Annotated in this window: 27 protein-coding genes and 1 pseudogene; 11 read left to right on the forward strand and 17 right to left on the reverse strand. The window is 70.9% G+C overall.

Going from position 1 to position 22,876, the window contains the following annotated elements:
• A pseudogene (locus tag ETD96_RS47565) lies at positions 1-606 on the forward strand (hypothetical protein); the annotation flags it as partial.
• An 80-nt stretch (positions 607-686) separates the two neighbouring features.
• On the forward strand, positions 687-1,961 hold the full coding sequence (gene mycP / locus ETD96_RS16135) for a type VII secretion-associated serine protease mycosin (protein ID WP_138637267.1): 1,275 nt from the start codon (positions 687-689) through the stop codon (positions 1,959-1,961).
• A 7-nt stretch (positions 1,962-1,968) separates the two neighbouring features.
• On the opposite strand, the gene ETD96_RS16140 is transcribed toward mycP, so the two are convergent.
• Together ETD96_RS16140 and ETD96_RS16145 are read right to left on the reverse strand one after the other, a co-directional pair.
• Positions 1,969-2,493: a hypothetical protein gene (locus ETD96_RS16140; protein WP_138637269.1), complete on the reverse strand. Its 525-nt coding sequence runs from the start codon at positions 2,491-2,493 to the stop codon at positions 1,969-1,971.
• Positions 2,494-2,760: 267 nt separating this feature from the next.
• A complete protein-coding gene (locus ETD96_RS16145; RefSeq protein WP_138637271.1) occupies positions 2,761-3,000 on the reverse strand; it encodes a hypothetical protein in 240 nt (79 codons plus the stop codon).
• Positions 3,001-3,149: 149 nt separating this feature from the next.
• Here ETD96_RS16145 and ETD96_RS16150 point away from each other — a divergent pair, with 149 nt between their 5' ends.
• The 3 genes from ETD96_RS16150 to ETD96_RS16160 all read left to right on the forward strand — a co-directional run bounded on the left by ETD96_RS16150 (position 3,150) and on the right by ETD96_RS16160 (position 4,648).
• The gene (locus ETD96_RS16150; protein ID WP_274704613.1) at positions 3,150-3,974 is read left to right on the forward strand and encodes a helix-turn-helix domain-containing protein; all 825 of its coding nucleotides are present in this window, start codon (positions 3,150-3,152) and stop codon (positions 3,972-3,974) included.
• The gene (locus ETD96_RS16155) at positions 3,971-4,183 is read left to right on the forward strand and encodes a DUF397 domain-containing protein (RefSeq protein ID WP_138637274.1); all 213 of its coding nucleotides are present in this window, start codon (positions 3,971-3,973) and stop codon (positions 4,181-4,183) included. The genes ETD96_RS16150 and ETD96_RS16155 overlap by 4 nt, the downstream gene beginning before the upstream one ends.
• 171 nt (positions 4,184-4,354) lie before the next feature.
• Positions 4,355-4,648 carry a DUF397 domain-containing protein gene (locus ETD96_RS16160; protein ID WP_138637276.1) on the forward strand — a complete coding sequence of 98 codons (294 nt, stop codon included), beginning with the start codon at positions 4,355-4,357 and terminating at the stop codon, positions 4,646-4,648.
• Between the two features lie 108 nt (positions 4,649-4,756).
• Here the strand turns inward: ETD96_RS16160 and ETD96_RS16165 are convergent, their stop codons facing one another.
• The 7 genes from ETD96_RS16165 to ETD96_RS16190 form a co-directional block, all read right to left on the reverse strand.
• Complete coding sequence (locus ETD96_RS16165; protein ID WP_205719297.1) at positions 4,757-5,920, reverse strand: serine hydrolase domain-containing protein; 1,164 nt, start codon at positions 5,918-5,920, stop codon at positions 4,757-4,759.
• A gap of 269 nt (positions 5,921-6,189) precedes the next feature.
• Positions 6,190-7,080: a hypothetical protein gene (locus ETD96_RS16170; RefSeq protein WP_138637278.1), complete on the reverse strand. Its 891-nt coding sequence runs from the start codon at positions 7,078-7,080 to the stop codon at positions 6,190-6,192.
• A 342-nt stretch (positions 7,081-7,422) separates the two neighbouring features.
• Positions 7,423-8,148, reverse strand: a complete 726-nt coding sequence (locus tag ETD96_RS16175; RefSeq protein WP_138637280.1) for a nucleotidyl transferase AbiEii/AbiGii toxin family protein — start codon at positions 8,146-8,148, stop codon at positions 7,423-7,425.
• 40 nt (positions 8,149-8,188) lie between these two features.
• Positions 8,189-9,235 carry a transcriptional regulator gene (locus ETD96_RS16180; RefSeq protein WP_138637282.1) on the reverse strand — a complete coding sequence of 349 codons (1,047 nt, stop codon included), beginning with the start codon at positions 9,233-9,235 and terminating at the stop codon, positions 8,189-8,191.
• Between the two features lie 66 nt (positions 9,236-9,301).
• Positions 9,302-9,550, reverse strand: a complete 249-nt coding sequence (locus tag ETD96_RS48110) for a helix-turn-helix domain-containing protein (RefSeq protein WP_364547197.1) — start codon at positions 9,548-9,550, stop codon at positions 9,302-9,304.
• Between the two features lie 25 nt (positions 9,551-9,575).
• Positions 9,576-10,223: a class F sortase gene (locus ETD96_RS16185; RefSeq protein WP_138637284.1), complete on the reverse strand. Its 648-nt coding sequence runs from the start codon at positions 10,221-10,223 to the stop codon at positions 9,576-9,578.
• Between the two features lie 2 nt (positions 10,224-10,225).
• Positions 10,226-10,924 (reverse strand): hypothetical protein, encoded by a 699-nt coding sequence (locus ETD96_RS16190; protein ID WP_138637286.1) that lies wholly within the window; start codon positions 10,922-10,924, stop codon positions 10,226-10,228.
• 626 nt (positions 10,925-11,550) lie between these two features.
• Between ETD96_RS16190 and ETD96_RS16195 the strand changes: the two genes are divergently transcribed.
• Entirely contained in the window at positions 11,551-12,447 is an 897-nt protein-coding gene (locus ETD96_RS16195; protein ID WP_138637288.1) for a carbohydrate-binding protein, read from the forward strand.
• A gap of 7 nt (positions 12,448-12,454) precedes the next feature.
• Here the strand turns inward: ETD96_RS16195 and ETD96_RS16200 are convergent, their stop codons facing one another.
• Positions 12,455-12,907 carry an Lrp/AsnC family transcriptional regulator gene (locus tag ETD96_RS16200; RefSeq protein WP_138637290.1) on the reverse strand — a complete coding sequence of 151 codons (453 nt, stop codon included), beginning with the start codon at positions 12,905-12,907 and terminating at the stop codon, positions 12,455-12,457.
• Positions 12,908-13,012: 105 nt separating this feature from the next.
• Between ETD96_RS16200 and ETD96_RS16205 the strand changes: the two genes are divergently transcribed.
• Complete coding sequence (locus ETD96_RS16205) at positions 13,013-13,624, forward strand: LysE family translocator (protein ID WP_138637292.1); 612 nt, start codon at positions 13,013-13,015, stop codon at positions 13,622-13,624.
• Here ETD96_RS16205 and ETD96_RS16210 read toward each other — a convergent pair.
• On the reverse strand, positions 13,604-14,209 hold the full coding sequence (locus ETD96_RS16210) for a TetR/AcrR family transcriptional regulator (protein WP_205719298.1): 606 nt from the start codon (positions 14,207-14,209) through the stop codon (positions 13,604-13,606). The two genes, ETD96_RS16205 and ETD96_RS16210, sit on opposite strands and share 21 nt — an antisense overlap.
• Positions 14,210-14,331: 122 nt before the next feature.
• On the opposite strand from ETD96_RS16210, the gene ETD96_RS16215 reads away from it, so the two are divergent.
• Complete coding sequence (locus tag ETD96_RS16215) at positions 14,332-15,234, forward strand: NAD(P)-dependent oxidoreductase (protein ID WP_240807713.1); 903 nt, start codon at positions 14,332-14,334, stop codon at positions 15,232-15,234.
• 19 nt (positions 15,235-15,253) lie between these two features.
• Here ETD96_RS16215 and ETD96_RS16220 read toward each other — a convergent pair whose 3' ends face one another.
• The 4 genes from ETD96_RS16220 to ETD96_RS16235 form a co-directional block, all read right to left on the reverse strand.
• Positions 15,254-16,429: a YncE family protein gene (locus ETD96_RS16220; RefSeq protein WP_138637294.1), complete on the reverse strand. Its 1,176-nt coding sequence runs from the start codon at positions 16,427-16,429 to the stop codon at positions 15,254-15,256.
• Positions 16,426-16,941 (reverse strand): SigE family RNA polymerase sigma factor, encoded by a 516-nt coding sequence (locus tag ETD96_RS16225; protein WP_138637296.1) that lies wholly within the window; start codon positions 16,939-16,941, stop codon positions 16,426-16,428. Before ETD96_RS16225 ends, ETD96_RS16220 begins: the two co-directional genes overlap by 4 nt.
• A gap of 92 nt (positions 16,942-17,033) precedes the next feature.
• Positions 17,034-17,345, reverse strand: a complete 312-nt coding sequence (locus ETD96_RS16230; RefSeq protein WP_138637297.1) for a winged helix-turn-helix domain-containing protein — start codon at positions 17,343-17,345, stop codon at positions 17,034-17,036.
• Positions 17,342-17,806, reverse strand: a complete 465-nt coding sequence (locus ETD96_RS16235) for a hypothetical protein (RefSeq protein WP_138637298.1) — start codon at positions 17,804-17,806, stop codon at positions 17,342-17,344. The genes ETD96_RS16230 and ETD96_RS16235 overlap by 4 nt, the downstream gene beginning before the upstream one ends.
• 312 nt (positions 17,807-18,118) lie before the next feature.
• Between ETD96_RS16235 and ETD96_RS16240 the strand changes: the two genes are divergently transcribed.
• Positions 18,119-19,396 (forward strand): PucR-like N-terminal domain-containing protein, encoded by a 1,278-nt coding sequence (locus ETD96_RS16240; protein ID WP_138637299.1) that lies wholly within the window; start codon positions 18,119-18,121, stop codon positions 19,394-19,396.
• Positions 19,397-19,419: 23 nt separating this feature from the next.
• Here the strand turns inward: ETD96_RS16240 and ETD96_RS16245 are convergent, their stop codons facing one another.
• Positions 19,420-19,644: a hypothetical protein gene (locus tag ETD96_RS16245; RefSeq protein ID WP_138637300.1), complete on the reverse strand. Its 225-nt coding sequence runs from the start codon at positions 19,642-19,644 to the stop codon at positions 19,420-19,422.
• A 185-nt stretch (positions 19,645-19,829) separates the two neighbouring features.
• Between ETD96_RS16245 and ETD96_RS16250 the strand changes: the two genes are divergently transcribed.
• A complete protein-coding gene (locus ETD96_RS16250) occupies positions 19,830-20,552 on the forward strand; it encodes a GntR family transcriptional regulator (protein ID WP_205719299.1) in 723 nt (240 codons plus the stop codon).
• 1 nt (position 20,553) lies between these two features.
• Complete coding sequence (locus ETD96_RS16255) at positions 20,554-21,102, forward strand: NUDIX domain-containing protein (protein WP_138637302.1); 549 nt, start codon at positions 20,554-20,556, stop codon at positions 21,100-21,102.
• On the opposite strand, the gene ETD96_RS16260 is transcribed toward ETD96_RS16255, so the two are convergent.
• On the reverse strand, positions 21,080-22,876 hold a 1,797-nt coding region (locus ETD96_RS16260; RefSeq protein ID WP_138637303.1), incomplete at its 5' end, for a DUF4153 domain-containing protein. The genes ETD96_RS16255 and ETD96_RS16260 overlap by 23 nt on opposite strands.

A 22,876-nucleotide genomic window follows, 5' to 3' on the forward strand; every position in this document is an offset into this window, starting at 1 on the left:
CCCGGCGGTGGCCCTCCCGGCGGTGGCCCCCCCGGTGGTCCCGGCGGCTTCGACCCCGGCTCCACCAGTCCCGGCGGCCCCGGCTCGAAGTTCCCGACGTCCGACGGCGCCGGCGCCTTCAACCCCAACGCAGGCGGCACCAGCCCCTTCACCTCGGGCGGAACGAGCCCCTTCACCCCCGATGGCGCGGGTTCGTACAACCCGGCACTCGGTGGCGGCGGCAGCTCGCCGTTCGGCGGAGCGGGCGGATCGCCGTTCGGCGGCGGCTCGGGCACCGATCTCGCGGGCATGCCGGGCGGCGGCCCCGGAGGCGGCGGCCCCGGGCTGGGCGGCGGTGGCGGCGCTCCGTTCGGCGCCGACCCGGGCGGCTTCGGCGGCCCGAACGCCGGCACGTCCCCGGCCGGCGGTCCCGGTGGCCTCGGTCCCGGCGGCGCCGGGCCCGGCGCGGCCGGTGCCGGCGCGCGCGGCATGCCCATGGGCGGCATGCCGATGGGCCAGGGCGCCCAGGGCGGCAAGGGCGAGGAGCGCGAACGTAACACTTGGCTCACCGAGGACGAGGATGTGTGGGGAGCCGATGACGACACCGCTCCACCGGTGATCGGCTGACCTCTCGGACACGGGCGGGGCGGACGGCCGGCGGCCGCCGCGCCGCCCGCCCCGGCACAACGGACTAGGGAGTGCGACAGATGCGGTGGCTGCTTCGGACGGTGGCTGCGACGGCGGCGATCGGGCTGGCGGCGGCGCCCGCCGTTCCCGCGCACGCAGCCCCGGGCCCCAGGGCGGACCAGTGGTGGTTCCGTTCCTGGAGCATCCAGAAGGAAGTGTGGCCCGTCACCAAGGGCAAGGGCGTGACGGTCGCGGTCATCGACACCGGCGTCAACGCGCAACTGCCCGACATGAAGCCCGTGGTGCTCCCCGGCACCGACCTGACCGGCAAGGGCGGCGACGGCCGCCGCGACAACGACTCCAACAACCACGGCCACGGCACCGGCATGGCCAGCCTCATCGCCTCGCAGGGCACCAAGACGGGGTTCGTGGGCATCGCGCCCGAGGCGAAGATCCTGCCCATCGCGGCTCCCTCGGTGAGCGGCCCGACGACGGCGAAGGCCGTCCGGTACGCCGTCGACAATGGTGCCAAGGTCGTCAACATCTCCGAGAGCAGCGAATCCGCCGGCATCTACCCGAACCAGTGCCCGCCGGAACTGCTCGACGCGGTCAAGTACGCCGCTGAGAAGGACGTTGTGATCGTCGCCTCCGCCGGCAACTCGGGCGACATCGGCAACAAGCCCAACTATCCCGCGTCATGCCCGGGAGTCGTGGCCGTGGGGGCGTTCGGCCATGACGGCAAGCCCTGGAAGTCGACGCAGCGGCAGCCCTACGTCACCGTCGCCGCGCCGGGAGCCGACGTCGGGTATCTCGGCAAGGAGGGCCACGCCTACAACTCCGGCGCCGGGACGAGCCAGGCGTCCGCACTGGCCTCCGGGGCGATCGCCCTCGTCCGCAGCCGCTACCCGGAGATGTCGGCGCGGCAGGTCGTGCAGCGCATCACCGCCACGGCGAAGGACTTCGGCCCCACCGGCAAGGACGACCTGCTCGGGTACGGCGTCATCAGCATCCCCCGCGCGCTCAAGCAGAACGTGCCGGACACCGCGCCGAACCCCGTCTACGAGCGGCTGGACAAGGTCGCGGGCGGCGCGAAGGCCGGGGCGGGCGCCACCAAGCCGGCCGCGGCCGACGAGGACGACTCCGGCGGCTTCCCGATCCTGATCGTGGGCGGCGTCGTGGTGGTGCTGCTCGTGCTGGGCGTCGGCGGTTTCCTGCTGATGCGCGGCCGCAAGAAGCCCGCCGCTCCGTCCGGTCCGGCGCCGATGGCGCCGCCGCAGCCCTTCGGGGCGCCCGGGCCCGGCCCGCAGCAGGGCCCCCCGCCCGGCGGGCCCCACAACCGGCCTCCCGCTCGCTGACGGACGCCTACCGGCTCAAGCAGGTGCCACAGGCCGCGAGGGCGGCGGTGGCGCTCCGGGCGGCGGCTTCGGCGGCCGCCCGGCCGTTGGCCTTGTCGAGCGGCGCTTCGGGGGTCTTGGGAGAGGCGTCCTTGCCGGCCGGTGACGCCGTGGCCCGGAACCGCACCGTGATGACCGCGTTCCGCAGACGGACGGTGGCCGCGGCCGTGCCGGACTGTCCCAGCGGACCCGTCAGCGTCAGGTGCTGCGCGAACGCCTGATCGCCGACCCGGAGGAGCACGGGAGCTTCGGCGCGCAGGGATCCGGGTGCTCCCTTCGACGTCCCCTCCATCGTCCGGGCGCCGCTCCAGGCCGCGTCATACTCCGCCTTAGCGGGCGTGACGCCTTCCAGGTGCAGCCGCACCGAGACCTCAAGCCGCCGCGACGCCTGGACACCCGCCAGGCCCGGCCGCTCCGCCCATGAGCAGGCGGCGTACCGCTCGTCCGCCGACTTCGCGTCCTTGTCCGGGACGGGCGGATCGGAAAGCGGCACGTACCGTTCGAGGATCTCGCCGGGACCGAGGGTGAGACGGCACGCGCGGATCGAACACCCGCAGCAGCGGCGGCGACTCGTCGTAGCGGGGCTGGGCCGTCCACCCGCCCCGCCGCAACCGGCGGGCGAGCCGGTTGAGGTGCCGGCGCGCCCGCCAGGCGTCCGGGAGGGACGGCGCGACCGGTGGGCCCGGGGGGAGCCCGCCCGGCCGCGCCGCTTCCCTCCCCGGGGCCGTCCGGGGGCGGACGGCCCGCTCCGGCGCCGAGCTCACCGGAGGTCTCGGACGGAGCCGCGCGCCCGCGCGGCCTCCCGCATCAGCTCGGCCCGCAACTCCACCGGGTCGGGCCGCATGACGGTCGCGTCCACCCCGGCCGCGGGGTCGATGAGCGTGGCGACGTACTCGCCGAGCCGCCCGTCCCACCGGCGCGACCGCCAGATGTGGTGCCCGGGGAAGTCCACGCGCAGCCGATCGAGTGCGGGGTTATCGAACGCAATTGTGTCTTCCATGGAAGGTCCCGTAGTCGTTTTCGCCGCCAGTGAATGTGTTATAAGAATCACAGCGCGCATGACTCCTGACCAGGAAGAAGTCAAGAGCGGCGTACAACCCCCCGGAAGATCGAAGAAACCCGGACATGGGTTTCAGCAAGGAGCCCCCCATGGGAACAAGGAGCGAACCATATGAAGCTCCGGCAATTCAGACATTCGCCACGGAATTGGTGGCGTGGCGAATGGACGCGGACCTCACCCAGACCGCCCTCGCCGAGGCTCTCGGCTACACGCCCCAGTGGATCAGCCAGATCGAGTCCGCCAAGAGCATCCCGTCCAAGGAGTTCGCGGAGAACCTCGATACGTTCTTCAAGACCAACGGCCTGTTCCACCGGCTGTGGAAGCGCATCATCGACACCCGCCACCAGGCCATCCTCCCGCCCGGCTTCACCGAGTACATGGAACGCGAGGCCGAGGCGAGCCAGGTGCGCATCTACCAGTTGGCGCTGGTACATGGGCTGCTTCAAACAGAGAACTACATCCGAGCGGTCATCGGGCACGAGCAGGACTCGGACACGGCCGAGAGGCTCGTCACCGAACGTCTCAAGCGGCAGGAAATCCTGACCCGGGAGGACGCTCCCAACGCGTGGTTCACGCTCGACGAGGCGGCACTCCGGCGCGACATCGCCAATCCCGAGCTCATGCACGAGCAACTCGGGCACCTACTGGCCATGACCGAGCGCCCGAACATCTCGATCGACGTTGTCCCGATGAGTGCCAAGTACTACCCCGGCCTCGCGGGGAGTTTCACCATCCTGAGCTTCCTCAACGCGCCCGACGTCGTCTACGGCGAGATCGCTGGGCAGGGAATGCTCATCACGGACCAGCGAACCGTCGCGAACTTCGCGGTAAGGTACAACTCGCTGCGAGGTGACGCGCTTCGCGTCGAGGAATCGCGGTCCCTGATCAAAAGCGTCATGGAGGAGTACGGATGATCCCCACACCGCATCTGTCAGCCGTGAAGTGGCGCAAAGCGAGCCGAAGCGCTCACGAGGGCGGCGACTGCGTTGAGGTCGCGGGCGTCTCGCAGGTGGTCGCAGTCCGCGACTCCAAGGACCCAGATGGCCCGAAGCTCGCCTTCTCGTCCAGCGAATGGCGTGCATTCGCCAGCCGCATCACGTCCGGCGCCCACGACCTGCCCTGACCCCCTGACCGACGAGCCCCTGCCCCTTCCGGGTGGGGGCTCGCGCACACGTTCCATCACGAAGTCACGAGTTGTCGCTGATGTCGCAGTAATGCCCGGCTCACTGCCGGGAGAGGCGCTTCGCATCCAGAAATCGTGGATGCTGCTCAAGAGCGTCTTGGAGGTGCACGGATGATTCCCTCACCGGATCTGTCGGCCGTGAAGTGGCGCAAGGCGAGCCGCAGTGGCCATGAGGGCGGCGACTGCGTCGAGGTCGGCGCCCTCCCGTCCGTCTCAGCTGAGGTCTGGCGCAAGGCGAGCCGAAGTGATCACCATGGCGGTGACTGCGTCGAGGTCGCGGGTGTCGCGCGGGTGGTCGCGGTTCGGGATTCCAAGGATCCGGACGGGCCGAAGCTCGCCTTCTCGTCCAGCGAATGGCGTGCATTCGCCAGCCGCATCACGTCCGGCGCCCACGACCTCCCCTGACCGCCGACAAGGGTGTTCGGTGTTCGGTCATGACCGAACACCGAACATCAGGCGCGCCGGGGTCAGCCCAGCGAGGAGACGAAGGCGCGGATCACCCGTGGCCGCGCGTCAGCCGCCGCCGTCGCCGGGTGCGGCCCCGGTGATGGCCTGCGTCTGCCGCCCGGTGATCTCCTGCAGCGGTATGTCGTCGTAGTTGCCGAGGATGACGCCGACCCACCCGCTATCCGGGTAGAGGCTGTAGTAGGTGGAACTGCCGGGGTGGGGACCGCCGCGCCCGAGTTCCCACTGGCCTTCGACGATGTGGGCTGTCGGCCCGTAGGTGGTGAATCCCGGTGAGCCTCGGAAGTTGGGGGCCTTGACCGAGGTGTACACGTCGGCCCAGCGCGGGTCGAGCACGGTGCCGTCGTACAGCGCTTCCGTGAACCGGACCATGTCCGGTGCGGTGACGAACCCTCCGTCCGGGACGAAGTTGCGGGCATTGTTCATGCCCGCCATACCCGGGTGAGGGCTGCCCCTGTCCAGGTTGCGGACGGCGTCCACCCGGCTGCCGTCGGCCTGTCTCATGTACGAGCGCGCGATGTGCTCGTCGGCCAGCCACTGCGGTCTGGTGTAGTACCCCGAGCCGGTCATGCCGCAGCGCTCGAAGATGTGCTTTTGCACGTAGTCCCAGAACGTCATGCCGGACACCGCCTCGACGATCTGCACGACGACTTCCGAACCCCAGCCGGGTTTCTCCGAACCCGCACCGGGGGCCGCGACCAGCGTGGCCTGCCGGGCGTACTGCTGGTCGTACTCCCGCTGCTCTTCCTCGCTGTGGAAGATGCGCTGGTAGTCACGCTCCGGAAAGGACAACCCCGAGGTGCCCACGAGCAGGTGATGGACGCGCACCTGCTCAGCGATCTCCTTGGCGAAACCGGTCAGGTAGGTGCCCACCGTGTCCCACAGCTTCACCTTGCCCCGCTGGGCCAACTGCACGATGGACAGGCTGACGAACGGCCCGCCGTACTGGTTGAACGCGACACCTTCGTGGTTGCGGATCCCTTTCTCCTCGTCGGCCATGCCGTAGCTGCGCGACAGCACCGTCCGGCCCCGGTGGGAAAGCAGCACCACGCCGGAGAACCTGTCCTCGGCGGCCAGCTTCGCGATGTACCGGTCATAGGCGCCGCCGGGACGGGTGTCCGGCGGGATCGGGCCGAGCTGCGCACCTCTGCCGGTTCGTGCCGTGGCCGTCCCGCCCAGTAGCGGTGTGACCGCGCCGGCGACGGCCGCCACTGCGGCGCCCCGCAACATCGAACGCCGTTCCCATGCCCCGCCACTCGCACCGGCCATGTCCGTTTCCTTCTCCCAGTCTCGCGATGGACTGCGAAGCCGGGTCACCGGGCCTTCACCCGCGCCCCTGCTCCGCGCCTCCATCGAAAACCGGAGACTGTTGCGGTGGCGTATGCGATTTTCAATACGCCCGCGATACACCCGACCGCCGGCACCCCGTCCCATGCGTCGGGGTCAGCCCAGGGACGAGACGAAGCCGAGGGCGATGACCGTCAGCCCGCCGTCCTGTAGACGAACCCCTCAAGCGAGGTCACTGTCTCGGCGCGGTTGTAGCGGTGCCGCATGCAGTACCGCGTGGGGTACCAGCCCGAGCGCTCGTACGCCTGCGGCAGCTTGAGCGGAACGCAGCGGTCATCAATGGTGCCGTTGCGCAGCCCGTTGTACTGCGCGAGGTTCACCATCGGCTCGTAGAAGGTGACCTTCCCGTTCCAGATGCCGTAGATGAACGAGGACGTGAATTTTCCCCCATGGAATTCGGGGGCGGTTGTGTCGACGAGGTGGTTGCCCATTCCGGGCTCGACGGCGTCGGTGTCCTCGTAGTCGGGGTGCCGGTATTTCGCGGCCGGGAGAATCTTGCCCTTGGGGTAGTCATCGCAGTTGGTGAGCTGCGGGCACGGTCCGGGGCGGATCGCCAGCCGCTCCGCTTCGGGATTCATGTAGAAGTGGACGTCGAAATGCGGTACGTCCCAAATGTGGGGAGGCATGTGCCCCATCGGATTCCAGTTGGCCAGGACGTAGGTGAACGGCGAGTCGACCCTCTTCGTGAACTTCGGGCTCAAATGGAGGGATCTCTCATGCCCGCCCGTGCATTCACGGTGCTGGTCGACGGTGCCGTCGCCGTTCTTGTCGTAGCACCAGATCCCGCTGGTGGGCGGCTCGTACGGAAGACCGTCGTAGGTGCCGTCCTTGGCGAGGAGCCCGATGACCAGCGGGATCTTCCCCTTTGTCTGCGAGAACGCGGTGAGCCTACCGTTCCCGAGGGGCGCGCTCTGCCCGTACTGGGCGCACGGCCCGGGATAGGAGAGGGAACGGGCAAGCAGCTTGCCGACAGCCCGCTTCGCCACCTGCACGGTCTTCTCGGTATGCGGGGCGCTCTTCGGCACCGCGCAGACCGTGACAGCCGAGTCGGCGGCCCCCATGGCGGGTTCCGCGCCGAATGCGACCGGAAATCCCGCGATCAACAGAAGCCCGGCCGCGCTCCGCGTGAATATCTGCCGACTCCAGAAAGACATGCCCGCCCCCGGTGATCGCCATGGAAAATCGTCAGCCGAAGCTAAGGCTGAATAGGGCTGAACATCCTGTCAAGTGCACTGGAGGGGACAAGCCCCTGTCAACGAAAGATCTTTACCCGAGCCGGGCACAGGCTGGACGGCTTCACCTGCCGTCGCTGTAGCGTGCGCGAGCCGGTCGAGGCCGCTGCTCGTTCGGCGAGCCCTGCCGAACTGTCATTGTTCGAGTTCGCCGAGGAGTAGATCCGCGACTAGACCGACCGTGTCCATGTCGATCTCATCACCGGGCGAGACCGCATTGATCCGTTGGACGGTGTTGACTCGCTGGTCTACGAACCATTTTCGAGCATGGAGTGCGGCGTCCTGCCGGATCCGGGCGCCCGCCTCGCGGAGTTCCGCTCGGGCCGGCGGGCCGGTGACGGGGTCCAGCGTCAACTGAACGATGTCCAGCAGATCGGTTCCCTCCTTGGCCGCCGGCCGGTTCATGATCGCTTGCAGTTTCATGGCGATCAACGAACCCGGTGATGCGACTCGGACACGCTGGATCGTGGGCTCAGAAGAGGCATCGGTGTTGAACACCTCGATGGACATCGGGGTCGCCGTATCGACGGCCCAGGCGTGAGCCATCACATGCAGCCGGTCCGTGGGGTCCTCTGGCGGCTCCGCCAATTCGAGGTCGGCCACTTCGAGGATGTCCACTTGAACCTCGCCGCGGGGGGTCGGTATTCGGACTCCCGACGGCCCTGCGGCTCGCGCCCCAGATGCGATCAGTAGTTCCAGTTGCCGTTGTTCGCCCGGCCCACGTCGATGTGCGGTGTCGAGGTCACTGGTCACTCGATACGCCGTCCCGAGCCGACAGAGCACGGCCAGTCCTCCGACCAGAGTGACCGGTCGGTCCGTCCGCGATTCGATCTCGGGAATCGCGAGTACCAGTGCCTCCATGACAGGCCCGAACAGCCTGGCCGTGGGAGCACCTGTCTCCTCACCAAACACGTTGCCACGGCTCCGGCGGACTCCAGCCCTCTAGGATCTCGCTGCCGCGGCCCGGATCGGCGGCGAGATCCAGGGCGACGAAGAGTGGATGGGCCAGCGGCCAGCGTGCGTCCCCGAGGTGGGCCTGCGCTGCGTCGATGCGGTGGTCGCAGGCCATCAGGACGGGAGCCACTCTTATCCGGCACTTCCGGTCGGAGGGGTTCTCGGCGCTGCCGAGGAGGCGGATCGCCCGGCTGAACACAGCCTCGGTCGGTACGTAGAAATCCGGTGGGTAGCCGGTGCGAACGCCGACGGGTGCGCCGTAGAGGGCGGCGGCCATCGTGTCCGTCATGGCCCAGCCCAGTGTCGATTCGGGATCTCGCAGCCCTAGTCTCAGGGCCTTGTCGACCGACCCGGAGTCGGTCATGGGCAGGGCGGCGAGGGAGGCCGTCGCAGTGTTCCAGGAGTCGGCCAGGCGCCAGAAAAGGCTTCGCGGCTCTGGCGGGGCGGAGCCGGTCAGGATTCCCTCGTCTCGAAGGCCGTTCAGCACCTCTGAAACGGTACTGGCGGATCGCTTCAACGTTCGGGCGATCCCTCGCACGCTAGGCCGTTCACCGGGGTGCAGCAACAGTAGTGCGGCTACTTCGAGCCCGACCGAGCCGGCGAGGGCGTTGGAGCGCCTTGGGCGAGAAATAAAGGGCTGAACTTCAGCGTCAATAAAGATTCCTGGACCTTCTAGATGCAAGTGGCCGCGAAGGTCCAACCAACCCCATCCATGGTGACGCAGCAGCGCACGCGACGCGTCGAATATTCGCTCACCCACCAGGACGGGAATCGCATCCGGCGTCTCGTTGCGTCTCTCTCGGGCCCTCACGAGACGGTTGACGATGGCAGGCGTCACCGTGCCTGCTTGCTTGATCTCTATTCTGGCGGGCGCTCCCCCGAAGGTGATCGACAGGTCGTATCCGGAGTTCGGGCCGACCCGCTCATCGACCACGTCCGCACCGATGCCGGTCACCGCGGCCACGAAGTCATCGATCCGCTCCGCGCCTGTCATGTGGCCTAGTGTAGCCAAGTGTTCGGTGTTCGGTCATGACCGAACACCGAACACTCGCGTGCTGGGTCATCCCAGTGAGGAGATGAAGGCGAGGGTGGTGACCGCGAGGGCGCCGGCGCCCGCGACCGCGCCCAACTGGTCATCCAACCGGGACAGGGCAGGCTGTGTCAGCCCTGCCCGTTCGGCGAGTTGAGTCTGTGTCAGCCCCAGGGCTCTCGTTCCCTGGTCTTGCAGAAGACAGTGAGTAAGACGATGCGGCGCGCGGGCGCGAGCCAGTCGGTGGGTGGGATGCAGAACGCCCGCCGGTGCGTCCACCGGCGGGCGTTCTTTGTACTTCGGGTCAGGAGCTGATCAGCTTGGCGTAGACGATCAGGTTGTCCTTGTAGTGGCCGATCTTCTTGTCGAAGGCGCCGCCGCAGGTGACCAGCCGGAGCGACGCGTGGTCGAGCGCCTCACCGAACACCTTCTCGTGCGGGAAGGCGTCCTTGTCGACGCGCTGGGCCTGCTGGACGGCGAACGTCGCGGTGGAGCCGTCCTTGCGGGACACCGCGATCTTGTCGCCGGGCTTCAGGTCCTTCAGCCGGGCGAACACCGCCGGCTTCCCGTTGGCGTCGACATGGCCGAGGATCACCGACGGGCCGACCTCGCCCGGGGTGACGCCCTCGTCGTACCAGCCCGTGAGGTTCGGCTTGCTCAGCGGCGGCTCCTCGACGCGCCCGTCGGGGCGCAGCCCGATCGAGCCCACCGGGGCCGACACGCCGATCTTCGGGATGGAAATCTTCGTCGGCGGCGACTCGGTCAGCGGGTGGACGTTCGACGCGGGCGCGGTCGCGCCCGTCGACTGCGTCGCCGCGGGCTCCGGGGTGCCGGGCGACGCGGTGTCGCCGTCCCCGCCGCCGCAGCCGCCGAGCAGCAGTCCGATGAGCAGCGCACCGGTCACCGCGCCGGCGGCGCGGCGACCGATGGCCGAAGCAGGCAGTTCCGGCAACGTTACGACCGCTCCCCGGCCGTCCGGCGGCGCAGCGCGACGGCGCCGAGGCCGAGGGCCATCAGCGCGCCGAACCCGGCGGCCAGCAGGCCGGCCGGCGCGCCCTCGTTCTGCGCGTAGGTGCTGCCGTCACCGGTGTCGATGCGGCCGGTCGGGATCTTCGGCGTCTTCGGCTTCATCTGGCCGGGCTTGCCGGGCTTGCCGGGCTTGGTCTCGCCCTTCTCCGGCTGGGTGCTGTACTTGACCGAGCCGAAGTCCTTGCAGATGACCGTGGCGATGGTCGGGTTCGGCAGGTTCTTGCGGAACGTGCCGGTGGCGGTCCAGGTGTTCTCGCCGGTCTTCTTCACGGGCAGCGACTTCTGCGTGTAGCCGTTGCCGGTGATGATCACCGAGGTCGGGCAGGTCACCGTGAACGTGGTCTTGTAGCCCGGCGCGACGCGCAGGCTCGACAGCTTCACCTTGTCGTAGCCGAACTTGAAGGTCGGCTTCGGGTTCTCGTTGCCCGGGTTCTCGCCGCCGGGGTTCTCGCCGCCGGGGTCACCCGGCTTCACGGGGGACGCGACCCACGTGAGCTTGCCGTCCTCGCCCTTGACGCAGGTCAGGCCCATGCCCTCCGCGTCCTTGGCGGTCTCGCCCGCCGTCTTGCACTCGTCGCCCACCTTCGGCGCGGTCTCCGGGGTGGCGAAGGCGGGGGCGGCCATTCCGAGCATCATGGAGCCCGCAGCGATTCCCACCGCAGCCAGCCGACTTGCGCGCATTGGTTTTCTCCTCTGTTGGGGGCTTCTCCGTGTCCCGGGCGAAGCGAGATTCGCACCGTGCAATGGCGGGGGATGTGCCGCGGGCCGGCGGCTGGCAATGCAGGGCACTCGCAGGACGGTGCCAGGGAGACGAAGGAGAATGTTGAGCCCGTAGCTTAGCGATGTCCGGCCGCTCCACCAGGGCATATGGACGGTCCACCCGCCCGATGGCCGGACATGGTCATCCGCGATGGCCGCGTAAACCACCGCTCGCTTCCGCGCGACTTCTTCCCACATCGGCCCGGCTGATCAGCGGAAATGACGCAGGGTGAAAAGGTGAATGCGGGCGGACTGATGTGATCGTGATCACCGTGCCTGGTGTGATCTCTGCGGGGAGTGAACTTCGCCTCACCGTGCGGGCGGCCGGATGACACGTTTTTTCAGCGCGTACTGGACGGGCGTTGAAAAACGACTCGTTGACAGTAGGGGAACGCGGGACGGATTCTTTGTGACGGCGTGATCCACCCCAATTCACGCCACGGTCAGCGCGCGCTTGCAGACTGCTCCCCGCCCCGACAAGGAGTTGTGTGATGCAGCGTCGCACCCTGCTCGCCTGCGCCGTCCTCGCCGCCTTCGCCGCCGTTCCGGCCTCCGCCGGCGCCGCCGCCTCCACCGTGAAACCGCCCGTCGCACCGAGCCCGGACGCGCCGAAGCGCGGCGTGGTGGCGGGTGCGCGGACGTTCACGCCGTCCGCCCGCAACGCCGAAGCCGTCGAGAAGTTCCGCGGGCTGCACCGGTCCCGGCTCCGCCGCGAGCAGATCCATCATTTCTGGGGCGTCGAGCCCGCCGCCGGAACGCACGACGGGTTCATGGCCTCCCAGAGCGTCGACACGAGCTACCGGGTGTCGAACAGCGCCGACTTCACCTATACCCCCACCATCAAGGCCGCGGGGTCGTGCATGGAGATCACGACGGTGTATTCGCAGGCCGTCGGGAACGAGATCTGGGCGTGGGACTGGTGCGGCGGCAACGGGCCCCGCAAGGAGATCGCGATGGACGCCGACTTCCTCCAGACCTACACCCGGCCCGTGAACGGCCACCCGGCCTACAGCGTCCAGCTCGTCCGGACGAACGCGTCCACCAATGCCTGGTCGGCGTATCTCTACAACCACACGACCGGCAGCTGGAATCTCTTCTACAGCAAGGCCGGCAGCGATACGAGCAGTCTCAGCTACGGCTGGGACATCTTCGAGATATACGCGACTCGTGACCCGCGCACCGGGAACGCCTACTACTGCTCCGACGCGAAGAACGTCGTCTTCGAAAGCAGTGGCATTCAGCTCCGCCGGAATGGCGTGTGGCGCCCGGCCGCGCCGTCCGACTCGCCCTGGCAGCCGACCGCGACGCCCGATCCGGACGACTACCTGTGCCCGTCCCTGCAATTCGTGAAGGCCGGGGCGAACGACCACTGGATCGTCCGCCAGTAGGAGCCGCTCAGGTGGGCAGCGGCCGTTCGTCCACGACGTGCTTCATCACGAGCGTGGAGTTCAGCCGCTGCACGCCGGGCAGCGCGGACAGCACATCGTCCTCCAGTTCCTGGTAGGCGGTCAGGTCGGCGGTGACGATGCGCAGCAGGTAGTCGGGGTCGCCGAACAGCCGCTGCGCCTGGACGACCTCCGGCACCAGCGCCACGGCCTCCTCGAAGCCGAGCAGCGTTTCCCTGTCCTCCTGCCGCATGGTGACGAACACGAGCGCCTGGAACGTCAGGCCGAGGGCGGCGGCGTCGACGACCGCCCGGTAGCCGCGAATGGTGCCGCTGCGTTCCAGTTCCCGCAGCCGCCGGTGGCAGGGCGAGACGCTCAGCCCGATCCGCGCGGCCAGTTCCGTGATCGTGAGCCTGCCCTCTTCCTGGAGGACGGCAAGGATCTTCCGGTCGATCGCGTCCATGAAGAAGATCCTTCCATGGTTGCTCAGCTTGCGGGGAAAAGTTGGGAGCACCTTCTGGCCGATCGTGATTAGCCTTCCCGCATTGGCGGACATGGGGAGGAAATCATGGGGGCCGGCTCCGTACTCGCCTTCTGGACGATCGCCTTACTGCTCATCGCCGTGCCGGGCCCGGACTGGGCGTTCACCATCGGCGCCGGCCTGCGCGGCCGCTCCGTCCTCCCGGCGGTGGGCGGGCTGGTCACCGGCTACGCCGCCATCACCCTCGTCGTCGCGGCGGGCGTCGGTGCCCTGGTCGCGGGCTCTCCGGCCGCGCTGACCGCCCTGACGCTGGTCGGCGGCGCCTACCTCATCTGGCACGGCGCGACGACCCTCGCCCATCCCGCCACGGCCGGCGCCGACCCCGAGGCCGGCACCGGGCGGCGTGCCTTCCTGCGCGGCATGGGCGTCAGCGGGCTCAACCCCAAGGGCCTGCTCATCTTCCTGGCCCTCCTGCCCCAGTTCACCGATCCCGACGGCAGTTGGCCCATCGCCGTGCAGATCGGCGTTCTCGGCCTCACCTTCATGGCGACCTGCTGGGTCTGGTACCTCTGCCTGGGCACCCTCACCCGGAGCGTCCTGAAGGGGGCGCCCGGCAAGACGCGCCTCATCAGCCGCCTGTCCGGCGCCGCCATGATCGGGCTGGGCGCGTACCTCGTCCTAGACCGCGTCCTGGCCTGAGCCGCGTTCGACGCAGGAGTCCAGGTAGGGGCCCAGTTCGCGGGCGACGGTGTTCAGCGGGCGGACGCTCTGCTCGGCCCTCGCCATCAGGATCGCGCCCTCCAGCGCACCGACCATGAGCGTCGCGAGACCGGCGGCCTTGCGGGACGGCACCCCCATCGCGGTCAGCTCCCGGGCGATGGGGCGGCGCCACTCGGCGAACGCGGCGGCGGTGGCGGCCCGCGCGGACGCGACCGAGTCCGCGCAGTCGACCGTCGCCGCCGCGACCGGGCAGCCGCCCATGGAGCCCTGCGCGCGGAACTCGTCCGTCCACTGGCGCACCATCGCCGCGAACAGCCCGCCGGGGGTCGGACGGGACATCGACGCCATGAACCGATCGATGCGCGCGGCGGCGTACCGGCCCGCCCACTCGACGGCCTCGTTGACCAGCTGCTCCTTGCCGCCGGGGAAGTAGTGCTGCAGCGAGCCGCGCGGCGCGCCGGCGCGGGCGGCGACCTCGCGCATCCCGGTGGCGGCGACGCCGTCCCGGCGGATGAGCTGCGCGGCGCTGAAGACCATCCGCTCCCGGGGCCCTCGATCGTCCATTTCCGGCTTCACCTGGACCATTATCATGACCGCTGTCATAATCGGCAAGGTCGGCAGGTCCCCGCGCGCGCTCCGCCGCCACCCCTGGCGGAGCGCCGCCCGGCCCGGAACCGGAGGCGAAGGTGGACGCGAACATCGGCTTCATCGGACTCGGCGTGATGGGACGCCCCATGGCGCTCAACCTCGCCCACGCCGGAGTCCCCCTCACCGTCTGGAACCGCAGTGCCGCCGGGAGCGAGGCGCTGCGCGCGGCGGGCGCGGAGGTGGCGTCCGGCCCCGCCGAGGTGTGCCGGCGCGCGGACGTCGTCCTCCTCATGCTCGCCGACGGTCCCGCCATGGATGCCGTCCTGGGGCGCGGCACGCCCGGCTTCGCCGCCGCCGTCGCGGGACGCGTGATCGTCCACATGGGCACCACGTCACCGGGCTACTCCCGCGGCCTGGCGGCCGACGTCGCGGCGGCGGGCGGCCGGTACGTCGAGGCGCCGGTGTCCGGGTCGCGCGGGCCCGCCGAGACCGGCGACCTGGTCGCGCTGGTGGCGGGCGAGCCCGCCGACGTCGAGACGGTCCGCCCGCTGCTCACCCCGATGTGCCGGCAGGTGTTCGCGTGCGGGCCGGTGCCGGGGGCGCTGCTGATGAAGCTCGCCGTCAACCTGTACCTGATCACGATGGTCACCGGGCTGGCCGAGGCGTTCCACTTCGCCGACCGGTACGGGCTCGACCGGCGGCTGCTGCGGGACGTCCTCGACGCAGGCCCGATGGCCAGCACGGTCTCCCGCGCCAAGGCCCGCAAGCTCCTCGACGGCGACTTCACCGTCCAGGCGTCCATCACCAACGTCCTGGACAACAACCGCCTCATCGCGGAGGCCGCCCGGCACGCCGGCATCGCCTCGCCCGTCCTGGACGCATGCCATGCCCTCTACCGCGAGACCGAGGAGCAGGGGCACGGGCCGTCCGACATGGCCGCGGTCGTGCACGCGATCGCATCCCGGACGGCCGCCCTCGACCGCGCCCGCCTCACCCTGTAAGGCTCCGGCGGGCGCCGGGTCAGCGGTGGGTGAAGACCGGGATCCAGGAGCCCGCCCGGTCGGAGCGCCGGTACCCGGTGAGCGGGGTGATCTTCCCCGTCAGCGTGACCAGCAGCAGCCGGTTGCGGAACTCGTTCTTGCGGGTGCACTTCTCGACGTCGCAGCCGATGGCGAACAGCCGGTCGTCGTCCGCCCAGGCCAGGGCCTGCTGGACGGGCAGTACCGCCACCTTCTCGCCGCTCCGCGCCTTGGTGACGGTGACGGAGGGGCCGGGAGGCGGGCCGAACGTGGGCAGCAGTTCCCCGTTCGGGGACAGGCCCGCCGCCTCCTGGTCGCCGGCCTCGTGCGCGGGCGCGGGGCGCCGCTCGCCGCCGGGGGTGTAGAAGACCTTGCTCGGGACCTGGGCGGTCGGCGCCCAGATCAGCGTCCCGTCCCGGCTCCAGCCGAGGTCCTGCCGGTAGTTCGGGTTGCCGGGCGCCGGCGGCAGGGGGTGGAACGGACCGGCGCCGGCCGTGCCGTCGACGATGTAGTAGCCGCTCCTCGGCGCCGTCTCGGGCGGCTGCCCCATCACGTCGGGGTTCGAGGCGTAGGACGTCAGGAGCAGCCGGCGGCCGTCGGGCGACCAGGCCGCACCTCCCACGGGCCGGTCCACCGGGATCCAGTGCGTGACCTTCCGCGTCTTCATGTCGAGCACCCCGACCTTGCTCGCGGGCAGCGGGCCCTGCAGGACGGCCGCGCGCTGCATGCCGGGCGCGACGCTGAGGTACGTCCACCGCGTCCGCTCGTACTCGCCGGTCGACGGGTTGTAGAGGTGCCAGGTGCGGCGGACGGTGCCGGCGTCGCGGCTCATGCCGGCGTTGGTGGTGTAGTAGGCGGCCACGGCCGTGTGGCCCGCGGCGACGAGGCGGCGGGGGAACGCGCTGCCGAGGTCCGTCCGCAGCGACGTGTCCGACGACAGGGACACCGGCGCGAACGCGACCTCCGGCCGGTCCGGGCCGCCGCCGGTGGCACCGCCCGCGACGAGCGCGACGGCGGTCGCCCCGGCGAGGAGCGCGCTCGTCCCGCCGAACAGGGCGACCTTGACGGTGCGGCGCCGGGCGCGGCGGCGCAGCGCGCGGTCGGCGAGCCCGGCGGGGACGCGCGCCTCGCCGGCCCACTCGTCGAGCGCGCTCTTGACGATCGTGTCCGGCTTCATCGGCGGGCCTCCTCCGGCTCCAGTGCGTTCAGTTCGGGGGCGAGTTCGCGCAGCCTGGCGAGGGAGCGGTGCGTGGTGCTGCGCACCGTGCCGACACCGCAGCCGAGGATGCGCGCCACCTCCGCCTCGGGCAGGTCCTCGAAGAACCGCAGGACCAGTACCGCGCGCTGCTTGGGCGTGAGGCGGGCCAGGGCCGTCCGCACGGTCAGCTTCAGATCGACCGCCGACGCGGCGTCCAGCCCGGCCCGGTCGGGGAGCACGCCGACCTGGGTCTCGCGCCGCCGCCGCGTCCGCCGCCAGTTGCTGACCTGCTGGCGGTACATCGTCCGCCGCACGTACGGCTCGGGGTTGTCGACGCTGCCCCAGCGCGCCGCGGTCTTGGCGAGCGCGGTCTGCAGGAGGTCCTCTGCCGCGTGCTGGTCGCCTCCCGCGAGCAGGTACGCCAGCCGCATCAGGGCCACCGACCTCGTCTCGACGAACTCGCGGAAACGCCGCTCCGCTGCGTCGTCCATCGTCACCTCCGGATTGCTGTCCCCCTTCCAGACGCCTCCGGTCGCGCGCCGCTATGTCTCGGGCGGACCGCTTTCTCCGGCGGCCCGCCCGATCAGCGGTCGTCCTCGGCCGGGGTGTCGGCGAGGGGACGGCCGACGATCCGCTGGAGCGTGGCGACGTACTCGTCGAACGCGCGGCGGCCCTCGCGGGTGAGCTTGAACCAGGTGCGGGGGCGCTTGCCGACGTAGCCCTTGCGGATCTCGACGTAGCCGGCCTTCTCCAGCGCGCTCGCGTGCTTGGACACCACCGAGTCGCTCAGCCCGAGGCTGTCGCGGACGAAGCCGAACTCGGCCTCGGTCGCCGTCGCCAGCAGGGAGACCATCTGCAGCCGCGCGGGGGTGTGGATCACCGGGTCGAGGTTCATCGGGCGACCTTTCCGGCGAGCCGCGCGAACACCATGGTCTCCGCGCGGCGGAGGGTCGCCGCGCTGTAGGCGGCGGCGACGGCGCCCGCGACGGCCTTCTGCCAGACGCCCGAGTCGGTGACCAGGCCGACGAGGGGCGGGACGACGCCCCAGACCACGAAGATCGAGGTGATCCACAGCGCCATCAGGGCACCGGCCTTCGGCGTCCAGGTGTGCGGCCGGAACTTGATGCGGGTGCGGGCGGAGAGCGCGGCGACCAGACCGAGGAGCCCGGCGACCGCGGCGGCGGTGAGGCCGACCTGGGCGGTGCCGTCCAGGTCGCTGCCGACCGCGGCGGCCGTGCCGAGACCGATGACGCCCGGGAGGTACCAGACCGGCAGCCGCTGGTCGGCGTAGGCGCGCTGCTGGGTCCGCTCGATCGCGGCGAGGGCCTCGGCGGCGTCGGTGAACTGGTCGCTCATGGGGGGCTCCTGCTTGCTCAAGAAGTACTTTCCGATGAAGAAAGTACTTTCTACTTTCCGATGCGTCAAGTACTTGCCGGGGCGGGGGTGACTGAGAGTGACGGAGGACGCCGGGGGTGACAGGTCTTCGGCGGGGGTTCTCGGACCTGTCGAATCTCGGTCATTCGGTCGGCCGAAGCTGGTCGAATGTCGACCTAGACTTTGCGCCCAGGCTCGCCACGGGTCATGATTTGCCCCACATAGGTCTCATAAGTAATTAATTACCCCCCGTGTACGGCGCGCAACGCTGGGGGACGAGGAGGGGGAGAATCTGTGGCGAACGACGGTTCGACCACTAATGGGCGCCCGTGGGCGGATCTGCCGAGGGAACTGGCAGATCACATGAGGCCGCACCTCGACGAGGTGGCGGACGACATGATCCTGGAGATCCAGACGCGCGTCAGGGAGTACGACCGCCCCGGGGACGGCTCCTACTCCGGCACCCTGCGCCTCGCCGTCGAGCGCGTGCTGCACTTCTTCGTCGACCGGGTGGGCGACCCGGCGCACGACCCCGCACCCGTGACCGACTTCTTCCGCGCCATCGGCCGCGGCGAGGCCGGCGAGGGCCGCAGCCTCGACGCCATGCAGACCGCGATGCGGGTCGGCGGCATGGTGGCCTGGCGCCGGATGACCGAGGGCGCCGAGGCGCTGAAGGTCTCCCCCCGCACGCTCGGCGCCGTCGGGGAGGTGCTGATGCAGTTCCAGGACGAGCTCGCGCACGCCGCCGCCGAGGGCTTCTCGCAGGCCAAGGCCGCCGTCGCGGGCGAGATGCAGCGCCGCCGCAAGCGGCTGCTCGACCTGCTGTTCGCCGACCCGCCGGCCGCGCAGGAGGCCATCGCCGACCTCGCCGCCGCCGCGCACTGGCCCGTCCCCCGGACGGTCGCGGCGGTCGCGCTCGGCCGGCACCACCAGGACGCCCGGCAGCCCGCGTTCCCGCCGGACGTCCTCGCCGACCTGACCCGCCGCACCCCCAGCCTGATCATCCCGGACCCGGACGGCCCCGGCCGCGCGAAGCTCGTCGACCGCGCCCTGTCCGGGACGCTCGCCGTCGTCGGCCCCACCGTCCCGCTGATGGAGGCGGCGCGGTCCATCCAGTGGGCGCGCAAGACGCTGTCGCTCGTCCAGCGCGGCGTCATCGAGGCGGAGAGCGGCGTGATCCGCAGCGTGGAGCACATGTCCACGCTGATCCTGTTCCAGGACGAGGGCCTCATCACCTCGCTCGCCGACCTGCGCCTCGCGCCGCTGGCGCACCTGCGCCCGAGCCAGCAGGACCGGCTCGCCGAGACGCTGCTCGCCTGGCTCCAGTCGGGCCGCAACGCCAACGAGGTCGCGATGCGGCTGCACGTCCACCCGCAGACCGTCCGGTACCGGCTGCGCCAGCTGGAGGAGCTGTTCGGCGACCAGCTGCTCGACCCGGACCTGCGCTTCGACCTGGAGATCGTGCTGCGCGCCCGCGCGCTGCTCGCCGACAACGCGGGCGAGCGGATCATCACGCCGTCCCGCGAGGCGGTCGGCGACTCCGGCGAGGTGGTCAGCTTCCGCCGGAGCTGACCCCGGCCGTGCCCTCCGCCGTGCTAGACGCGGCGGAGGGAGCGCAGCCGCTCGGCGGTCGCGACGCGCTCGGCGAGCCGGGTCTGCGCGTCGCACAGCAGCCACAGCTCGCCCTCGTCCGTCGCGTGGATCTCCTCCAGGCAGCCGTTGACGAGCTGGTAGTCCGACAGCCGGGTGACCCTCGTGGCGCGCAGCCCCTCGTCCGAGCGTTCGCTGCGCCATCCGGGCATGCACATGGTCACCGACATGGTCCGGGGCTCCCTCGGTCGGCCTATGGTAGGTCTACCATAGGACTACCAAGCACCGCCCACAACGCGTTCCGCAGAACCCCAAAAGGCCGCCGGGACGGGTGGGATCTGTACGGTGTGAGGTCAACGCACCGACCCGGAGCAGGATCTGATCTGGTATGCCGCGACCCCCCACGAAGGCACAGGTGATCTCGAACGCGCTCGCCGCCCGCATCGTCGAGGGCGAGCTCGACCCGGGGTCCTGGCTGCCGTCCGAGCGGCGGCTGGCGGACGAGTTCGGCGCCGACCGGTCCACCGTGCGGCGGGCGCTGCGGATCCTCGCCGAGGCGGGCCTGGTCCAGCTGCGGCACGGCGCGGGCGCGCAGGTCCGCACCGCGCCGCGGGTGCGGCGCGCGGCGGCCGACATCACCCGGCAGGTCGGCGAGTGGCGCGGCTTCCACGTGTCGGCGCAGACGGGCGGGCGCCGCCCGTTCACCCGCACGACCGTGTCCGAGATCCGCGCCTGCGAGCGGCTCGCGCCCCGGCTGGACGTCCCCGTCGGGACGCGGGTGCTGGAGCGGGCGCGCGTCCAGGGCGTGGAGGGGGAGCCGCCCGTCCAGACGGCGACGACCTGGGTGATCTGGCCCATCGTCGAGCAGATCCCGGTGCTGCTGGAGGTCAACACCGGGCCCGGCGGCATCTACTCGCGACTGGAGGAGGCCGGGCACCGCATCACCTTCGAGGAGACCGTGACGTGCCGGCTGCCCCGCGCGGACGAGCAGGAGACGCTGCGGATCGGCCCGGACCAGCCCGTCCTCACGCTGTGGCGGCGCGCCTACGACCAGGGCGACCGCGTCGTCGAGGTCACCCACCGGGTGGTGGTCGGCGACCGCCACGAACTCGTCTACCGCTACGGGTCGGGAGCCTGACATGACCGATGAGCCCGCAGTCCGCCAGGTCGCCTCGCGGATCGTCTACGAGAACCCCTGGATGGTCGTCCGGGAGGACGAGGTCGAGCGCCTGGACGGCTCGCGCGGCATCTACGGCGTCGTCGACAAGCCCGACTTCGTACTGGTCATCCCCGTCGAGGACGGCGGCTTCCACCTCGTCGAGGAGTACCGGTACCCGATCGGCAGGCGCACCTGGAGCTTCCCGCAGGGCTCGCTCCCCGGCCGGCAGGCCGCCGACCCGGAGGAGCTCGCCCGCCTCGAACTCGCCCAGGAGACGGGCCTGCGCGCCGGCACGCTGCGGCACCTCGGCCACCTGAACTGCTCGCACGGGACGAGCGGCCAGGGCTTCGACATCTTCGTCGCGTCCGACCTCGCGGCCGGGGAGGCCGACCGGGAGCCCGAAGAGCAGGACATGCGGCAGAAGTGGGTGTCCAGGGACGAGTTCAAGGCGCTCATCAGGGCGGGCCGCATCACCGACGACTCGACGCTCGCCGCCTACGCCCTGCTCACGATGGACGAGACGAGCTGAAGCAGTCCACCGAGCCGTCGGCCGGGCGCCGCTCCAGGATCTTCCTGGCCCGCGCCCGCGCGAGGTTGGCGCTCATCGCCGGCTCGTCCTGGTCCAGGTCGTAGGCGATCTCGCGCAGGGCGCACGTCCGGAGCGGCTCCGGCAGCCGGTCCAGCGCGGGCACCGCGTCGGCGGACAGGTCCCGCAGGTACGGGACGTCGATCTTGCCGGTCTCGGCGTGCCGGGCGACGTTGTGCTCGGCGATGAACCCGTCCGGGTTGAGCAGCGCGAGGGCGATCATCGCCGCCGCGCCGCTGCCCGCGACCGCGCGCGGCAGCCAGGGGACGCGCCCACGCACCACCCCGGCGACGGCCACCAGCACCACGACGAGGCCGAGCCACAGCTCGAACGCGTGCACCCACAGCCGCAGCCGCGTCCAGCCGAACGTCTCCTCGTACAGGTAGAGGCGGCGCAGCGCGACCGCGACGACGACGAGCGTCAGCGCGCACAGCAGCCCGAGCAGCACCCGGACGGTCACGTCGTCGCCCCGGCCCCCGTCCGGGGCGTAGCGCTTCGCGACGGCGACGACCACGAGCACCAGCACGGTCACCACGACGAGCTGGAAGAACCCCTGCCGCGCGTACTCGGCGTAGGTGAGGCCGGTCGAGCGCAGCAGCTCGTCCTTGTCGTCGGCGAGGAACACCCCGGCCTGGATCGCGCAGAACAGCAGGAACAGCAGGTCGAGCGCCGCGATCGGCACCGCCCACGACCAGCGCCCGGCGGGCCTGCCGCGCCCGGGGGCCAGCATGCGCAGCGGCGGCGGCGCCTGCCCGAGGTAGGCCCCGGCGGACGCCATCGCCATCGTCACGACGCCGGCGGCCCCGTAGACGACCACCGAGAACGGCGACACCTCGGGGACGAGGCCCGAGGCGAGGCTGCCGAACGCCGCGTCCGCCCCGACGAACAGCGCGCCGAACACCGCGATCAGCCCGCCCGCGATGAGGGACGTCCGGATGACCGGCCACGCCCTGCTCTTGTCGGACGTGACCGTCCCGTAAGCGCTCTCCGCGACCCAGGGCAGCATGGCGCCGCCCGCGGGCACGACCGCGAGCCCGCCGAGCAGGACCTCCGCCCACGACCGCCCGCCGGACGCCGCGTACGACCCGACGGCGACGGCGAGCAGCAGCGCGGGCACGACGACCCACTCCGCCTCCCGCAGCGCGACGGTCGAGGCCAGGCCGAGGGAGAGCAGCCCGAACACGATCGCCGTCCGGTTGACCCGCGGCCGCCGCTTCCCGGAGCCGGGCCGGACCATCCGTCCCGCCGACCACGCCGACGCCGCCGCCACGTACGCGACGGCCACGGCGGCGATGACGGCGCCGACGCCGAACCGCCCCTCCCGCAGCGGCGGCCCGACCGTGACGGCCCCGATCGCTCCGGCGATCAGCGTGCCGGCCAGCAGCGACGGCGCCATCGGCCGCGCCGGCCGCTTCCACGCCTTCAGCGCCTTTTCGAGCTTGGTGGGCGCGTACACGAGCGGCGGCCCCGCGAACCCGCCCTGCGGCCCGTAGACCGGCTGCCCCGGCCGCCGCTGGTACGGCGGGTAGGGCATCGCGCCCGGCGGAGGCGGAGCGCCGGGCGGCACGAACCCGCCCGCCACGGGCGGCGGGGGGAAGCCCGCCGTCCCGCCCGGCTCCGGCTTCGGGGCGGGCTTGTCGGCCGGTTCGGGCGCGTCGGGCGGTTCTGGCTTGTCGGCCGGTTCGGGCGGGTCCTCGGGGGTCTGGGTCATCTGGGG

This window comes from Actinomadura geliboluensis, from assembly GCF_005889745.1.
GTDB classification, from domain to species: domain Bacteria; phylum Actinomycetota; class Actinomycetes; order Streptosporangiales; family Streptosporangiaceae; genus Spirillospora; species Spirillospora geliboluensis.

What these genes read in the sequence shown, in the direction of transcription:
- ETD96_RS16180 (WP_138637282.1), bottom strand. Translation starts at nt 9,235, where the DNA reads ATGACAGGCGCGGAGCGGATCGATGACTTCGTGGCCGCGGTGACCGGC.
- ETD96_RS16225 (WP_138637296.1), bottom strand. Translation starts at nt 16,941, where the DNA reads ATGGACGACGCAGCGGAGCGGCGTTTCCGCGAGTTCGTCGAGACGAGG.
- ETD96_RS16205 (WP_138637292.1), top strand. Translation starts at nt 13,013, where the DNA reads ATGGGGGCCGGCTCCGTACTCGCCTTCTGGACGATCGCCTTACTGCTC.
- ETD96_RS16145 (WP_138637271.1), bottom strand. Translation starts at nt 3,000, where the DNA reads ATGGAAGACACAATTGCGTTCGATAACCCCGCACTCGATCGGCTGCGC.
- ETD96_RS16160 (WP_138637276.1), top strand. Translation starts at nt 4,355, where the DNA reads ATGATTCCCTCACCGGATCTGTCGGCCGTGAAGTGGCGCAAGGCGAGC.
- mycP (WP_138637267.1), top strand. Translation starts at nt 687, where the DNA reads ATGCGGTGGCTGCTTCGGACGGTGGCTGCGACGGCGGCGATCGGGCTG.
- ETD96_RS16190 (WP_138637286.1), bottom strand. Translation starts at nt 10,924, where the DNA reads ATGGCCGCCCCCGCCTTCGCCACCCCGGAGACCGCGCCGAAGGTGGGC.
- ETD96_RS16230 (WP_138637297.1), bottom strand. Translation starts at nt 17,345, where the DNA reads ATGAACCTCGACCCGGTGATCCACACCCCCGCGCGGCTGCAGATGGTC.
- ETD96_RS16210 (WP_205719298.1), bottom strand. Translation starts at nt 14,209, where the DNA reads ATGGACGATCGAGGGCCCCGGGAGCGGATGGTCTTCAGCGCCGCGCAG.
- ETD96_RS16175 (WP_138637280.1), bottom strand. Translation starts at nt 8,148, where the DNA reads ATGGAGGCACTGGTACTCGCGATTCCCGAGATCGAATCGCGGACGGAC.
- ETD96_RS16255 (WP_138637302.1), top strand. Translation starts at nt 20,554, where the DNA reads ATGACCGATGAGCCCGCAGTCCGCCAGGTCGCCTCGCGGATCGTCTAC.
- ETD96_RS16220 (WP_138637294.1), bottom strand. Translation starts at nt 16,429, where the DNA reads ATGAAGCCGGACACGATCGTCAAGAGCGCGCTCGACGAGTGGGCCGGC.
- ETD96_RS16155 (WP_138637274.1), top strand. Translation starts at nt 3,971, where the DNA reads ATGATCCCCACACCGCATCTGTCAGCCGTGAAGTGGCGCAAAGCGAGC.
- ETD96_RS16245 (WP_138637300.1), bottom strand. Translation starts at nt 19,644, where the DNA reads ATGTCGGTGACCATGTGCATGCCCGGATGGCGCAGCGAACGCTCGGAC.
- ETD96_RS16150 (WP_274704613.1), top strand. Translation starts at nt 3,150, where the DNA reads ATGGGAACAAGGAGCGAACCATATGAAGCTCCGGCAATTCAGACATTC.
- ETD96_RS16195 (WP_138637288.1), top strand. Translation starts at nt 11,551, where the DNA reads ATGCAGCGTCGCACCCTGCTCGCCTGCGCCGTCCTCGCCGCCTTCGCC.
- ETD96_RS16235 (WP_138637298.1), bottom strand. Translation starts at nt 17,806, where the DNA reads ATGAGCGACCAGTTCACCGACGCCGCCGAGGCCCTCGCCGCGATCGAG.
- ETD96_RS16200 (WP_138637290.1), bottom strand. Translation starts at nt 12,907, where the DNA reads ATGGACGCGATCGACCGGAAGATCCTTGCCGTCCTCCAGGAAGAGGGC.